At 68.2% G+C, this 13,725-nt stretch carries 12 protein-coding genes, 1 rRNA gene and 1 riboswitch; of the genes, 1 reads left to right on the top strand and 12 read right to left on the bottom strand.

Annotation, left to right across the window (positions count from 1 at the left end; genetic code table 11):
- Window positions 1-18 precede the first annotated feature (18 nt).
- Window positions 19-2,904 (bottom strand): aminomethyl-transferring glycine dehydrogenase, encoded by a 2,886-nt coding sequence (gene gcvP, locus ACFU8W_RS37975; RefSeq protein WP_384047610.1) that lies wholly within the window; start codon window positions 2,902-2,904, stop codon window positions 19-21.
- 194 nt (window positions 2,905-3,098) lie between these two features.
- Window positions 3,099-3,196: riboswitch (glycine riboswitch) on the bottom strand.
- Window positions 3,197-3,297: 101 nt separating this feature from the next.
- Here gcvP and ACFU8W_RS37970 point away from each other — a divergent pair.
- Window positions 3,298-3,678 (top strand): PRC-barrel domain-containing protein, encoded by a 381-nt coding sequence (locus tag ACFU8W_RS37970; protein ID WP_266988158.1) that lies wholly within the window; start codon window positions 3,298-3,300, stop codon window positions 3,676-3,678.
- Here the strand turns inward: ACFU8W_RS37970 and ACFU8W_RS37965 are convergent.
- The 11 genes from ACFU8W_RS37965 to rrf form a co-directional block, all read right to left on the bottom strand.
- Complete coding sequence (locus ACFU8W_RS37965; protein WP_384047606.1) at window positions 3,603-5,057, bottom strand: DNA polymerase IV; 1,455 nt, start codon at window positions 5,055-5,057, stop codon at window positions 3,603-3,605. The genes ACFU8W_RS37970 and ACFU8W_RS37965 overlap by 76 nt on opposite strands.
- Window positions 5,058-5,102: 45 nt before the next feature.
- Window positions 5,103-5,720: a MerR family transcriptional regulator gene (locus tag ACFU8W_RS37960; protein ID WP_384047603.1), complete on the bottom strand. Its 618-nt coding sequence runs from the start codon at window positions 5,718-5,720 to the stop codon at window positions 5,103-5,105.
- A gap of 168 nt (window positions 5,721-5,888) precedes the next feature.
- The gene (locus tag ACFU8W_RS37955; protein WP_037690563.1) at window positions 5,889-6,362 is read right to left on the bottom strand and encodes a bifunctional nuclease family protein; all 474 of its coding nucleotides are present in this window, start codon (window positions 6,360-6,362) and stop codon (window positions 5,889-5,891) included.
- A gap of 54 nt (window positions 6,363-6,416) precedes the next feature.
- On the bottom strand, window positions 6,417-7,160 hold the full coding sequence (locus ACFU8W_RS37950) for a MerR family transcriptional regulator (protein ID WP_384047600.1): 744 nt from the start codon (window positions 7,158-7,160) through the stop codon (window positions 6,417-6,419).
- A gap of 17 nt (window positions 7,161-7,177) precedes the next feature.
- On the bottom strand, window positions 7,178-7,951 hold the full coding sequence (locus ACFU8W_RS37945) for an FHA domain-containing protein (protein WP_384047597.1): 774 nt from the start codon (window positions 7,949-7,951) through the stop codon (window positions 7,178-7,180).
- A 190-nt stretch (window positions 7,952-8,141) separates the two neighbouring features.
- Complete coding sequence (locus ACFU8W_RS37940) at window positions 8,142-8,930, bottom strand: DUF881 domain-containing protein (RefSeq protein ID WP_384047594.1); 789 nt, start codon at window positions 8,928-8,930, stop codon at window positions 8,142-8,144.
- Window positions 8,931-8,935: 5 nt separating this feature from the next.
- On the bottom strand, window positions 8,936-9,268 hold the full coding sequence (locus ACFU8W_RS37935) for a small basic family protein (protein ID WP_023543062.1): 333 nt from the start codon (window positions 9,266-9,268) through the stop codon (window positions 8,936-8,938).
- Complete coding sequence (locus tag ACFU8W_RS37930) at window positions 9,265-10,185, bottom strand: DUF881 domain-containing protein (RefSeq protein ID WP_384047591.1); 921 nt, start codon at window positions 10,183-10,185, stop codon at window positions 9,265-9,267. Before ACFU8W_RS37930 ends, ACFU8W_RS37935 begins: the two co-directional genes overlap by 4 nt.
- 98 nt (window positions 10,186-10,283) lie before the next feature.
- Entirely contained in the window at window positions 10,284-12,779 is a 2,496-nt protein-coding gene (locus tag ACFU8W_RS37925) for a mannose-1-phosphate guanyltransferase (RefSeq protein WP_345511871.1), read from the bottom strand.
- 114 nt (window positions 12,780-12,893) lie between these two features.
- The gene (locus tag ACFU8W_RS37920; protein ID WP_266988138.1) at window positions 12,894-13,502 is read right to left on the bottom strand and encodes a CDP-alcohol phosphatidyltransferase family protein; all 609 of its coding nucleotides are present in this window, start codon (window positions 13,500-13,502) and stop codon (window positions 12,894-12,896) included.
- A gap of 142 nt (window positions 13,503-13,644) precedes the next feature.
- Window positions 13,645-13,725: ribosomal RNA gene (gene rrf, locus ACFU8W_RS37915) — 5S ribosomal RNA — on the bottom strand; the annotation flags it as partial.

The following is a 13,725-nucleotide window of genomic DNA, read 5'->3' as shown; positions in this document are numbered from 1 at the left end:
CACACCCGAACAGGTGAGTCAGTTGTCGTACTCGTCCAGCGGCGGGCAGGAGCAGACGAGGTTGCGGTCACCGAACGCACCGTCGATCCGGCGCACCGGCGGCCAGTACTTGTCGGCGGCCGAGACTCCGGCCGGGAAGACGGCCGTCTCGCGGCTGTACGCGTGCGTCCACTCCCCGCCGAGCATGGCGGCGGTGTGCGGGGCGTTGGTCAGCGGGTTGTCGTCCGCGCTCCACTCGCCGGAGGCCACCTTCTCGACCTCGCCGCGGATGGCGATCATCGTGTCGCAGAACCGGTCGAGCTCGGCGAGGTTCTCGCTCTCGGTCGGCTCGATCATCAGCGTGCCCGCCACCGGGAACGACATGGTCGGCGAGTGGAAGCCGTAGTCGATCAGACGCTTGGCGATGTCGTCGACGCTGACCCCGGTCGCCTTGGAGATCGGCCGCAGATCGACGATGCACTCGTGCGCGACCAGTCCGGCCGGGCCGGTGTACAGGATCGGGTAGTGCGCTTCCAGACGCTTGGCGATGTAGTTGGCCGCGAGTACGGCGACCTGCGTCGCGTGCTTGAGGCCCTCCCCGCCCATCAGGCGTACGTACGCCCAGGAGATCGGGAGAATACCGGCCGAGCCCCACGGCGCGGCCGAGATCGGGCCGACACCGGTCTCGGGGCCCGCGGCGGGCTGCAGCGGGTGGTTCGGCAGATACGGCGCCAGGTGGGCGCGCACGCCGACCGGGCCGACACCGGGGCCACCGCCGCCGTGCGGGATGCAGAAGGTCTTGTGCAGGTTCAGGTGCGAGACGTCGCCGCCGAACCGACCCGGCTTGGCGAGACCGACCAGTGCGTTGAGGTTGGCGCCGTCGACGTACACCTGACCGCCCGCGTCGTGCACCTCGGCACAGATGTCGGCGACGTGCTCCTCGAACACACCGTGCGTCGACGGGTACGTGATCATGAGCACGGCGAGTTCGTCGCGGTGCTTCTCGATCTTGGCGCGGAGGTCCTCGACGTCGACCTCACCGTCGTCGGCAGTCTTCACCACGACGACCTTCATGCCCGCCATCACGGCGCTCGCCGCGTTGGTGCCGTGCGCGGAGGACGGAATGAGGCAGATGGTCCGCTGCTCGTCGCCGTTGGCCCGGTGGTACGCACGCACGGCCAGCAGGCCCGCGAACTCGCCCTGCGAGCCCGCGTTCGGCTGGATGGAGACCGCGTCGTAGCCGGTGACCTCGGCGAGGCGCTCCTCCAGCTCGCGGATCAGCGTGAGGTAGCCCTCCGCCTGCTCGGCCGGCGCGAACGGGTGCAGCGCGCCGAACTCGGGCCAGGTGATCGACTCCATCTCGGTGGTCGCGTTCAGCTTCATGGTGCAGGAGCCGAGCGGGATCATGCCGCGGTCCAGCGCGTAGTCACGGTCGGCGAGCTTGCGCAGGTAGCGCAGCATCGCGGTCTCGGAGCGGTGCTGGTGGAAGACCGGATGGGTGAGGATCTCGTCGGTACGCAGCAGGGACTCGGGCAGTGCGTCGGCGGCAGCGGCGTCCAGCGCCTCGATGTCACCGTCGGCGCCGAAGGCGGCCCAGACGGCGGCGAGCTGCGCACGCGTGGTGGTCTCGTCGCAGGCGAGGGAGACCCGGTCGGCGTCGACAAGACGCAGGTTGACCCCGCGGTCGCGGGCGTCGGCCACGACATCCGCCGCCTTGCCGGGGACACGCACGGTGAGCGTGTCGAAGTAGGCGGCGGTCTCGACGTCGACCCCGGCCGCACGCAGTCCCTCGGCCAGGATCGTGGCGTAGCGGTGGGTGCGCTGCGCGATCGTCCGCAAGCCGTCGGGGCCGTGGTAGACCGCGTACATCCCGGCCATCACGGCGAGCAGCACCTGCGCGGTACAGATGTTGCTGGTGGCCTTCTCGCGACGGATGTGCTGCTCGCGGGTCTGCAGGGCGAGGCGGTACGCCTTGTTGCCGTCCGCGTCGACGGAGACACCGACGAGGCGGCCGGGCAGGCTGCGGGCGAACTTCTCGCGCACGGCCATGAAGCCGGCGTGCGGTCCGCCGAAGCCCATCGGCACACCGAAGCGCTGCGTGGTGCCGACGGCGATGTCCGCGCCGAGGTCGCCGGGCGAGGTCAGCAGGGTCAGGGCGAGCAGGTCGGCGGCGACGGTGACGATCGCGCCGAGCTCGTGGGCCTGCTCGATGACGGGCTTGATGTCGCGGACGGCGCCGGAGGCACCCGGGTACTGGAGCAGCACACCGAAGACACCGCGCTCGGCGATCTCGGCGGGGATGCCCGCGGCGAGATCGGCGACGACGACCTCAACACCGGTCGGCTCGGCGCGGGTCTCGATCACGGCGATGGTCTGGGGCAGGGTTTCGGAGTCGACCAGGAAGACGCCGTCCTTGACCTTGCCGACACGTCGGGCGAGCGCCATGGCCTCGGCGGCGGCGGTGCCCTCGTCGAGCAGCGAGGCGCCGGAGGTGGGCAGCCCGGTCAGCTCGGCGACCATCGTCTGGAAGTTGAGGAGCGCCTCCAGGCGGCCCTGCGAGATCTCCGGCTGGTACGGCGTGTAGGCCGTGTACCAGGCGGGATTCTCCATGACGTTGCGGAGGATCACCGGCGGGGTGAACGTGCCGTAGTAGCCGAGCCCGATCATCGGGGCGAGCACCTGGTTGCGGTCGGCAAGGGTGCGCAGCTCGGCAAGGACCTCGGCCTCGGTACGGGCCGACGGCAGCTGCAGCGCCTCCGCACTCTTGATCACATCGGGCACTGCGGCCGCGGTGAGGTCGTCGAGCGAGCCGTAACCGACCTGGGCGAGCATCTTCGCCTGCGCTTCATCATCGGGACCGATGTGGCGCTGCTCGAAGGGGATGCCCTGCTCCAGCTGGGAGAGCGGGGTGCGACGGGGGGTCATGGTGGAGGCCTCCTGGTCTGTCACGACCTGCGAGGGGCACCACGGCGCGGGTGCCCGGACGGCCTCCCCCTCTGTCATCTCAACCTGAGAGCTTCACCGGTGCGCCCTGAGGCATACCGGCTTTCACCGTCGGTGAGGGAGGGATCCGTCCCGGCTGCTGCCGCCACGAAACCCGCCCTGCTTTCCAGAGTGACCTCGTCCGTGCGGTACGGGGGCCTGAGAGATTCCGGGGAGGATTTGCTCCTTCGGCGCCTGCCGGATGTGCTCCGGAAGACTCTCCCGCACGGGGTCAGCAGCCATCACCAGCCTACCAGCGGGGCTCGCGACGAAATTCTCAAGTGGCCGACAGCCCGAATCTGCACTTTCGTAGAGCCTGTGGAGTAGCCGCGACCAATGGGAGGGACCGTGCAGACCGACATCGATCCGCGCAACCTGATCGGGCGCAAGGCATTCGACCGCAAGGGCACCAAGATCGGAACTGTGGACGAGGTGTATCTCGACGACGCGACCGGCATACCCGAGTGGGCAGCCGTGCGTACCGGACTGTTCAGCAGGGACGCCTTCGTGCCGCTTGAGCCCAGCGAGTTCGTCGACGACGTGCTTCGGATCCCCTTCGACCGTGCGCTGATCAAGGACGCACCCGACTTCGGGGTGGGCCGCCATCTCTCGCCGGAACAGGAGCTTCAGCTCTACCGGCACTACGGCCTGGACTCACCGCCCGACGAGCCGGGCCCGGACCGGGACTTCGGCAGCCTGGCCGGCCAGGACGAGTAATCCACCGGATCACGCACCAGCGGGAGCGGATCGGCCGGCTGCAGGTCCGGATCGTCGACACGGAACGTCCGCACCCGGCCGGGCGGTGACTCGGGTTCCTCGAACCGCACGGTCACCCGGCCCACCCCACTGCCCTGCACCCAGCCGTGGCCGTAGGTGTCATGGCATACGTCGTGCCCGGCGGGCCAGCGCCGGGCCGCGAGCTGTTCGGCGGTCTCCTGCTCCTGTGCCCCGTCCGCCGGCTCGTCCCCGTGGCCGCCCGCGTCCTGCTCCTCTTGGGCCGGGACCTCGGGCGCGGCCCGCTCACCGGCTGCCTGGGCGAAGAGATCCTCCTGCGTGTAGTCGGCGAGCCCCGTGACGCCCACCCCGAGCAGCCGCACCCCTCCGGTGGTGTCCACAGCCTCCAGGAGCCGCGCAGCGGCCTCTCTGACCACGGTGGGGTCATCCGTCGGCCCCCGGAGCGTCTCGGACCGCGTGAGCGTCGAGAAGTCGTATCTGCGCACCTTCAGCACCACGGTGCGTCCCGAGCGCTCCGCGGCCCGCAGCCGCTGGACACAACGGTCCGCCAGGCGCTCGACCTCCGTCCTGACCCGGACCCGGTCGTGCAGATCCATGTCGAAGGTGTCCTCGACCGACACCGACTTGGCGTCGCGCTCGGCCACGACGGGGCGGTCGTCGTACCCAAGAGCCATGCGATGGAGCGCGACGCCGTGCGCCTTCCCCAGCAGTCGTACGAGCTCCGCCTCGCCGGCCGTGGCCAGGTCGTCGACCGTGGTCATCCCGGCCCGCCGCAGATGGTCCCCGGTGGCGGGGCCCACGCCGGGGAGGATCCGTACGGACATCGGGGCGAGCAGATCCCGCTCGGTGCCCGGCTCGATGACCAGCAGCCCGTTCGGTTTCGCCTCCTCCGAAGCGATCTTGGCCAGCATCTTGGAACCCGCGAGGCCCACCGAGCCGGTGAGTCCGGTGACGGCTCTGATGGCGTCGCGCAGCTGCTCGCCGATGGCCCGCGCCGAGACGGTGTCGTCGGCGGTCCCACCGGCCTCCAGATCGACGAACGCCTCGTCCAGGCTGAGCGGCTCCACCAGTGGTGACAGCTGCCCCAGCAACCCCATCACCTGGTCGCTCACCGTCCGGTACAGGGTGAAGCGGGGCACCAGGTAGGCGGCATTGGGCGCCAGCCGCCGGGCCTGCGCAGTCGGCATCGCCGAGTGCACTCCGAAGCGCCGCGCCTCGTAGGACGCGGTGGCGACGACCCCGCGGGGTCCCAGCCCGCCGACCACGACCGGTTTGCCGCGCAGGCTCGGTTTCGCCGCCTGCTCGGCCGAGGCGTAGAAGGCATCCATGTCCAGATGCAGGATGGTGGGCGCGGATCTCACATCAACCGATGCTGCCCTACGGCACTGACAATCGCCGCGGCCCGTTCAGACGGCGCGGTTGCGCCGCCGTGCGAGCTCGTCGGTGGGGTTGTGGCCGATCAGCGTCTCGCCCGTGTCCACCCGCTCGCCGTGCAACTGCGACAGGGCGGCGTCGACATCCCTCCAGACCACGCCGACGGCGATGCCGAAGACCCCCTGGCCCCCCTGGAGCAGATCCACGACCTCGTCGGGCGACGAGCACTCGTAGACGGTCGCGCCGTCGCTCATGAGCGTCATCCGCTCGAGATCCTGGAACCCCCGGGCCCGGAGATGCTGGACCGTGGTGCGGATGTTCTGCAGGGCGACGCCCGTGTCGAGGAAGCGCTTCACGATCTTCAGCAGGACGACGTCCCTGAAGCTGTAGAGGCGCTGCGTGCCCGATCCGTAGGCCGGCCGCACGCTCGGCTCGACGAGCCCGGTGCGCGCCCAGTAGTCGAGCTGCCGGTAGGTGATACCCGCCGCCGCGCACGCCGTCGGGCCGCGATAGCCGATGTCGCCGGCCGCTGCCGCCCCGTCCCCCGCCATCGCCGCCGGTTGAACCGGTTGCCTGAGGGTGTGGTCGGCTGTACTTCCGTGCTGCCGATAGGGCCCACCCGCTGCCGTACCGTCGCCGCTGCTTCTCACGCCGACCTCCGTCCTTGACCTGCCATCTCGAAGGTAGGCAGTCGCTCGGGGTGCGTCAACGATCGCCACACTCGGCACGCCGGGTGATAATCACCCTGAGGGTGGTTTGACGTGCGCCGTTCCCGGGAACGTCTTGCCGAATGCGCTGACGGCGACCCTGCTGGACGGTCACTGGCTGTTGGTACCGAAGTCCTCCGGCGAGATCTGGTCGAGGAACTCCCGGAACTTCTCGACCTCGTCCTCCTGCTCGTCGGGGATGGAGATCCCCGCGTCGTCGAGCACCCCGTCACTGCCGTAGATCGGCGTGCCGGTGCGGAGCGCGAGCGCTATGGCGTCGGACGGCCGCGCGCTCACCTCGACCCCGCCGGCGAAGACCAGCTCCGCGTAGAAGACCCCTTCCCTGAGGTCCGTGATGCGGACCTCGGTGAGCTCCTGGCCCAGGGCCTCGAGCACATCCTTGAAGAGATCATGGGTCAGCGGCCTGGCCGGAGCCATGCCCTGCTGGGCAAAGGCGATCGCGGTCGCCTCACCAGGACCGATCCAAATGGGGAGGTACCGGTCGCCTCCCACTTCACGCAGGAGAACGATCGGTTGGTTGGAGGGCATTTCCACCCGGACACCCACAACGTCGAGCTCGTTCACACAGCAACCCTAGGACGTGCTCGGCAGGTTTGGGTAGTCGGGCTCCCCCGTGACTCAGTGGAGGCGGATCCGCAGAGCGGTCTGCACAAAGGCCGAATGAAGCCGTACGGAGAGCTCAGCGAGCTCCTTCGCCTTGGCCTCCGCATGGGCTCTGGTCTGCGGATTCCGGTGTCGGCGCAAGGGCGCGACCACCTGCTCGATGAGACCGGCCTCGCGTTCCGCAGCTCCGCGCATCGCCCGCAGATGACGCGGTTCCAGACCGAATCGACCCAGATCCGCCACAAGTTTGGCAACGGTCACCGTCTCGGCGTCGTAGCCACCCTCCGCCGTCGGAGCGATGAGCCCGTACGACTCCCACTCCGCGAGCTCGCTCTCGGTGACCTCGGCGGCGGCCAGGAGCTCCGCACGCCCGATCCGGGCCGCGGTGGCCCGCCCGGACTCGCCGTCCCAGGAACCGTCGGTCAGGTCCCGCGGACCGCCCGGGGCCGGCAGGGACACCTGATCGCCGCGGGCCAGGGCGTCCAGGTGCTCGCGGATGACCTTGAGCGGAAGATAATGGTCCCGCTGCATCCGCAGCACCTGCGCCAGCCGCTCGACGTCTTCGGGGCGGAATTTGCGGTAGCCGGAGGGGGTCCGCTGCGGCTCGACGAGCCCCTCAGCCTCCAGGAAGCGAATCTTGGAGATGGTGACTTCGGGAAATTCGTCCCGCAGCTGCAGGAGCACCGTGCCGATGCTCATGGCCCGGTCGTCGGCCGTGGCGGTGCCGTGACCGGCACCGCCCGTCGGTGTTCTCAGCATGGACCTTCCCTGACGGGTCAGATGCCCCGCTGGCTTGCGTAGAAGACCAGCCGGTACTTCCCGATCTGCACTTCGTCGCCGTTGGACAGCGCGACGGAGTCGATGCGCTCACGATTGACGTATGTGCCGTTGAGGCTGCCGACATCCCCGACCGTGAAGCTGCCGTCGGGGCTCCGGCGGAACTCCACGTGACGGCGGGAGACCGTCACGTCATCGAGGAAGATGTCGCTCTGCGGGTGGCGGCCGGCCGTGGTCAGCTCGCCGTCCAGCAGGAAGCGGCTGCCGGAGTTCGGACCGCGACGCACCACCAGGAGCGCCGAGCCGAGCGGCAGGGCGTCGACGGCGGCCTGGGCCTCCGCTGAGAGGGAGGGCACGGGCGTCTGGCCCGTCGCCTCCGCCTCGTACGCCTCGAGGCCGGAGATGGAGATGGTCGACGTCGTCTCCGACGGACGCTCCGCAGAGGCGCCTCCACGCAGCGGCGCACCACAGTTGGAACAGAAACGACTGGCCTCGGCGTTGCGATGGCCGCACCTCGCACAGACCGGCATGGACCCAAACCCTCCACCCGCACTTGAGGTCGATGGATCTCCGAAACCTATGCGGCCCGGACCGGCAGGGTCAACAGACGACGCGCCGGTTCCACCCGAAATGTCACCGCCCGGGCCCGACACCTCGTCACGGAAGAGCGGGCGATCAGTGCCCTGCTCCTCGGCCTGGCCATGGCGCGGTGCGCGATGACGGGCCGCGTCATCGCGGGCGCTCTTGCCGAACAACTTCGCAAACAACTTCACGGGCGATTCCCCTTGACCGAAACAGACCCGCCCGTGGGGCAGGACGAACCCTGACTGAACACACCTGCCGACCCGGACATCTTCACAACGTCCGTATCCACTCGACAGTTTCCACCACACGCCACCATTACGATGCGGCGACCCCCCGCAACCTCTTGCCCGTGTCCTTCGAGCCCCGTGTCCGGCGCCCTCACTGGGATGACGACCGAGCGTAGTCAGGCTGCTCCGCAGGTCGCAAGGCGTCCACGACGATGTCGTCGGCCTGCGCCACACGCACGGTCGCCTGCTCCTTCTCCAGCGTCTGCACGACACCACCGGGAATGTTCAGCGCCGGCTCCAGATCCTGCGGTTTGCCGATCACCTTGAAGACGTACGGCGCGGAGATGGACCGGTCGTCGACCTTGATGGCGCCGCCGTCGCCGGAGAAGTACGTATTGGCCACCACCCTCACCCCGTTGACCTCGATCGCCTCCGCCCCGGCCGCACGCAACTCCTGGAGGGCGTCGAGCAGCATGTCCGCCTGCACCGCGTCCCCCGGATCGTTGATCGTGAGCGTGATCCCGGGCCCGTGTGCTGCCACGGTGCCCGCGAGAATACCGAGTTGCCGTTCCTTCTCCACGGTCTGCTTACGGGCCTCCTCTGCCTGGTCCGAACTGTTCTCCAGCTCCGTACGCTGATCGTCCAGACGCTGTTTCTCATCCTCAAGACGCTGTGTACGGTCATCGAGTTCATCGAGAATGCGGACCAGATCCTCCTGCCGGGCACCGCGCAGTGCGCTGTTGTCACTGTTCGACCGCACCTGGATCGCCAGACCCAGCCCCAGGACGAACAGCAGCAGCGCCACGATGAGTTGCGCGCGGGTGACCCGGGGCGGCCACAGCCCGGCGATCAGCCGCTGGCGCCCCGTGAGCCGCTCAGGCACGTCGGCCTGCTGCTCACCGGTGCGCTCCTGGTCACGGGGAAGCTCTTCGTTGCTCATCGGCCTCAGGCCCGGAAGACGTGCCGGCGGATAGCCGCGGCGTTGGAGAAGATGCGGATACCGAAGACGACGACCACACCGGTGGAGAGCTGCGCTCCGACACCCAGCTTGTCGCCCAGGAACACGATCAGTGCGGCGACGACAACGTTCGAGAGGAACGACACCACGAAGACCTTGTCGACGAAGATGCCGTCGAGCATGGCCCGCAGACCACCGAAGACTGCATCGAGAGCAGCCACGACGGCAATCGGGAGATAGGGCTCGACCACCGCCGGCACCTCGGGCCGGACCAACAGTCCGACCACGACTCCCACGACGAGGCCCAGTACGGCGATCACGATGTGCCCTTCCCTGTGTCTGCCGCACCACTGCCGGTGTCTGCGGCCTTCGGCTCTGCTGTTCGTACGATGAGGCTGGGCGCAGCCGGGAGGCGCACCTCGTCCTGGACGGACATGCCGGTCCGGATGTCGAAGGTGTCCTTCAGCGCCCTCAGGTACTGGCCGTCGGCACTGTCCTCGAAAGCGGTGCTGAGCCGCTTCCCGTCCCCCACCGCAAGCACCGTGTACGGCGGCACGAGCGGCTTGTTGTCGACCAGTATGGCGTCGCCCGCGGCGCGGATCGCCGACAGGGCCGTCAGCCGCTGCCCGTTGATGGAGATGGCCTCCGCGCCGGACTGCCAGAGGCCGTTGACAACCCGTTGCATGTCCCGGTCGCGCACCCGCCCCGTGTCGGTGAAGCCAGTGGTCTCACGCGGTCCGCCGCCGCCCTGGTCGGTGCCCTTGGCATCGTCGACGACGAGTTTCACCCCGGGTCCCCTGACGGCGGTCGCCCCGGAGAGCAGCGCCACGAGCTGTCCCTGGTCCCCGCCATGCTTTTCCAACGCTTTACGTTGCCGCTCGCCCACGTCGTCACGGGCCTTGTCGACCTGGGACTCGAGCTTGTCGGCCGCCGACGCCTCCGTGTCGATACGTTCGATGAGCTCCTCGCGCTCCTTGGCGAGGACCGGCGCCGATACACGCGCCTCCGCGGCGCCCAGGGTGACGACGAGAGCAGCCAGCACGAGGCACGCCGCGAGGCCCAGTTTCGCCTTGAGTGTGCGGGGCATGGCCGCACTCCCGTCGGCCTTGCGCTTGGCCGTGGCCTCGGCGTAGCCGTCGTCCAGGCTGTGGTCCATCACATTGGTCAGCAGCGACATGGACGCGTCAGGGCGCGCAGGCGGCGAGGCGGTACTCCGATCGGGGGGCTGCTGCGACATGCCGCACATCGTCGCACGCCGCGACTGCTACCGCCGAATGGCCCCACCCGTGCACCGGGAGGCGTCTGCACGACACCTCCCGGCGCACCCGCGGCAGGTCACTGACCTGCGCTGTCCACGATCGCCGACCATTCGTCGAGCAGCTCCTGCGCCGAGGCGTCGTCGGGGCCCTCCGCCCACAGATGGGTGACGGCCTCGGCCGGGTCGGGAAGCACCATCACCCAGCGTCCGTCCGCCTCGACGACCCGCACACCATCGGTGGTGTCGACGTCACGGTCCCCGGCGGCTTCCACCACGCGACGCATGACCAGTCCCTTGACGGCCCAGGGCGTGGCCAGGTCGCGGCGCAACACGTGCGCCAGGGGAATCCGGGCATCGATCTGGCTGAGCGTGAGCTGCGTCCGCGCAACGAGCCCGAGAAGCCTCACGAAGGCTGCCGAACCGTCGAAGACGCTGCTGAATTCGGGAACGATGAAACCGCCCCGCCCGTCGCCTCCGAAGATGGTGCCTTCCTCGCGTCCCACGCGCGTGAGGTCGTCCGGCGACGTCGTCGTCCATTCCACCTGTGTGCCGTGGTAAGCGGCGACCTGCTCGGCGACCCGCGTCGTGGTCACCGGCAACGCCACCCGGCCGCTCCGCCGCTCGGCGGCCACCAGATCGAGCAGGACCAGAAGGGCCCGATCGTCCTCAACGATCCGGCCCCGCTCGTCGACCAGGGAGAGCCGCTCCCCGACCGGGTCGAAGCGCACTCCGAACGCGGCCCGTGCCGAGGACACGATCTCCCCGAGCCGCACGAGCCCGGAGCGCCGGGTGTCGGCGGACTCCGTGGGCCGTGATTCGTCGAGCCCGGGGTTGATGGTCAGCGCGTCCACGCCGAGCCGCCCGAGCAGACTGGGCAGAACAAGCCCGGCACTGCCGTTGGACGCATCGACGACAACCTTGAGACCGGCGGCGGAGATCCCTGTGGTGTCCACATTGCGCAGCAGTGCCCCGGTGTAGGAGTCGAAGACGCTGGACGGAAAGTGCAGATCCCCGATCTCTCCCGGGAAGGCCCGGCGGTACTCCTGGCGGGCGTAGACCCGGTCCAGCTTCCGCTGCCCCGCCTGGGAGAGGTCTGCCCCCCGCTCGTCGATGAACATGATGTCGACCGAATCAGGCACCCCGGGCGACGTACGGATCATGATCCCGCCCGCGCTGCCCCGAGCGGTCTGCTGACGCGCGACCGGAAGCGGCACGTTCTCCAGGTCCCGTACGTCGATGGCGCTGGCCTGCAACGCCGAGATCACGGCCCTCTTCAGCGCACGGGCGCCACGGGAGTGGTCACGGGCGGTGGTGACGGTCGAACCCTTCTTGAGGGTGGTGGCGTACGCACCGGCGAGCCGGACGGCGAGCTCCGGCGTGATCTCCACATTCAGGATTCCTGAGACCCCTCGGGCGCCGAAGAGATGTGCCTGGCCCCGCGACTCCCAGATCACCGAGGTGTTGACGAAGGCGCCGGCCTCGATGGTCTTGAACGGGTAGACCCGGACATTGCCCTGAATGATCGATTCTTCACCGACCAGGCACTCGTCCCCGATGACCGCACCGTCCTCGATGCGGGCAGCGCGCATGATGTCGGTGTTCTTACCGATCACACAGCCGCGCAGATTGCAGTGCTGGCCGATGTAGACGTTGTCGTGGATCACGGCCTTGTGCAGGAACGCCCCGGTCTTGACGACGACGTTCGAACCGACGACCGTGTGCTCGCGGATCTCGACACCGGCCTCGATCTTCGCGTAGTCCCCGATGTAGACGGGGCCACGGAGCACCGCGTCAGGATGGACGTCGGCGCCTTCCGCAACCCACACACCGGGCGAGATCTCGAAGCCGTCGATCTCGACGTCGACCTTGCGCTCCAGGACGTCGGCCTGAGCCTTCACATAGCTCTCATGCGTGCCCACGTCCTCCCAGTAGCCCTCGGCGATATAGCCGTAGATGGGCTTGCCTTCCTTCATGAGCTGCGGGAAGACATCACCGGACCAGTCCACCGAGACGTCGGCTTGGACATAGTCGAAGACCTCGGGCTCCATGACATAGATGCCCGTGTTGACGGTGTCCGAGAAGACCTGGCCCCAGGTGGGCTTCTCCAGGAATCGCTCGACCTGGCCCGCCTCGTCGACAATCGTGATTCCGAATTCCAGGGGATTCGGAACTCGGGTCAGGCACACGGTGACCAGTCCGCCCTTTTCCTTGTGGAAGGCGATGAGGTCGGTGAGGTCGAAGTCCGTGAGCGCGTCACCGGAAATGACGAGGAAGGTGTCGTCCTTGAGCGCTTCCTCGGCGTTCTTTACGCTGCCGGCTGTCCCGAGAGGTTTCTCCTCGTTGGCATAAGTGAGCTCCATCCCGAGCTCTTCGCCGTCGCCGAAGTAGTTCTTGACGAGGGAGGCGAGAAACTGGACGGTCACGACGGTCTCATTGAGCCCATGCCGTTTCAGCAGCCTCAGCACATGCTCCATGATCGGCCGATTGGCGACGGGCAGGAGCGGCTTGGGCATGCTGGAAGTCATGGGGCGAAGGCGTGTGCCTTCACCGCCAGCCATCACGACGGCCTTCATGTCGGAAACGTCCTCCTTGAAGAGACGACGGTTTAGCCGACTTCGCCCGTCAGGGCAACATCTCAGAGTTCAGCCGCGGACCGGCCACACTGCGCGGCACCGCATCAAACGAGCTCAATCGGCTACTGCATCCGCCTTGACGAGTCGGCGGACCTGAACCACGTAGAGGATCCCTGCCCACCAATAGAGCGTTGTACCCCATCCTGCGAACGCCCATCCGAAAACAGCGGCAAGCGATCCAAGCCAACCACTTGCGTCACTGAGCAGCAACAAGGGGAAGGCGTACATCAGGTTGAACGTAGCCGCCTTCCCCAGGAAGTTCACCTGGGGTGGTGGATAGCCGTGGCGTCGCAGGATTCCGACCATCACGAGAAGCATCAGTTCACGGGCCAGGAGCGCCGCCGTGAGCCAGAGTGGAAGGATCTCCCGCCAGGTCAGTCCGACAAGGGTCGAAAGGATGTAGAGGCGATCAGCGGCCGGGTCCAGGAGCCGCCCGAGGCTGCTGATCTGGTTCCATCGGCGGGCGAGTTTACCGTCGAGGTAGTCGCTGATACCGCTGAGCATGAGCACGAGCAGCGCCCAGCCATCGCTCTTGGGTCCGCCGAACTCCGGGCGAAGAATCAGCCACAGGAAGAGCGGTACGCCGACAAGGCGCGCCATGCTGAGGATGTTGGGGATGGTGAGGACCCGGTCCGTCTGAACCCGAGTCTCCTGGACCTCCACCCGGGGGCCTCCTGTGAACGTGCCAATGATGCCCCCCGACCCTACCCTCAGCCTTCGCCGGCACATGCACGGGGGTGACAAAGGGGCATCGTGAACGCAGAAAAGCCCCGCACCAGAGGTGCGGGGCCTTCCCGGAATAATTGTTCGGCGGCGTCCTACTCTCCCACAGGGTCCCCCCTGCAGTACCATCGGCGCTGAAAGGCTTAGCTTCCGGGTTCGGAAT

Origin of the sequence: Streptomyces sp. NPDC057565, from assembly GCF_042801455.1 — a bacterium.
GTDB lineage: Bacteria > Actinomycetota > Actinomycetes > Streptomycetales > Streptomycetaceae > Streptomyces > Streptomyces yanii.
Note: the sequence above shows the minus strand (reverse complement) of the source record. Positions and strands in the feature narration are given on the sequence as shown.

Bases quoted from the DNA above. Each gene is read 5' to 3' on its own strand.
- ACFU8W_RS37970 (WP_266988158.1), top strand. From the start codon at position 3,298: ATGGGAGGGACCGTGCAGACCGACATCGATCCGCGCAACCTGATCGGG.
- ACFU8W_RS37940 (WP_384047594.1), bottom strand. From the start codon at position 8,930: ATGAGCAACGAAGAGCTTCCCCGTGACCAGGAGCGCACCGGTGAGCAG.
- ACFU8W_RS37930 (WP_384047591.1), bottom strand. From the start codon at position 10,185: ATGTCGCAGCAGCCCCCCGATCGGAGTACCGCCTCGCCGCCTGCGCGC.
- gcvP (WP_384047610.1), bottom strand. From the start codon at position 2,904: ATGACCCCCCGTCGCACCCCGCTCTCCCAGCTGGAGCAGGGCATCCCC.
- ACFU8W_RS37950 (WP_384047600.1), bottom strand. From the start codon at position 7,160: ATGCTGAGAACACCGACGGGCGGTGCCGGTCACGGCACCGCCACGGCC.
- ACFU8W_RS37925 (WP_345511871.1), bottom strand. From the start codon at position 12,779: ATGAAGGCCGTCGTGATGGCTGGCGGTGAAGGCACACGCCTTCGCCCC.